The sequence below is a fragment of the Nostoc sp. UCD121 genome, assembly GCF_014222285.1.
Taxonomy (GTDB): domain Bacteria; phylum Cyanobacteriota; class Cyanobacteriia; order Cyanobacteriales; family Nostocaceae; genus Nostoc.
Genome location: NZ_JACKZS010000553.1, coordinates 1 through 340, shown reverse-complemented (window position 1 = coordinate 340; position 340 = coordinate 1). Strand labels below are relative to the sequence as shown.

At 47.1% G+C, this 340-nt stretch carries 1 protein-coding gene; it reads right to left on the bottom strand.

Annotated elements, in window-relative coordinates; all coding sequences use genetic code 11:
* Positions 1–340 (bottom strand): hypothetical protein (locus GNF10_RS39235; RefSeq protein WP_260446395.1); only part of this gene is annotated, 340 nt, incomplete at both ends.

Genomic DNA, 340 nt, shown 5'->3' with positions numbered 1-340 from the left:
GAAACAGCATGAAACACGCCAAACACGGCATCAAAATGATAGCTGGAAATGTCAACCCCTGAACTGAGACTGGGAGTAATTAAAAAAGCATCGATATCCTTAATGGCAATGTTAATCTCTCGGATAAAGATGACATTCTCTTCACTGCCACTGTTTTCCGAATGAATAGCCCACACTCGTAACTTGCGGTCTTCGGCTGATTCCGGTGTTTCGTCATCGAAGAGAGCAGGGGAGCAGGGGAGCGGAGGAGCAGAGGAGAGTTGTTGTATAATTTCTTTCCCCTCTGCACCTCTGCACCTCTGCCCCTCTGCATCATTTAGCGCTCGTTCCAACTTTTTGA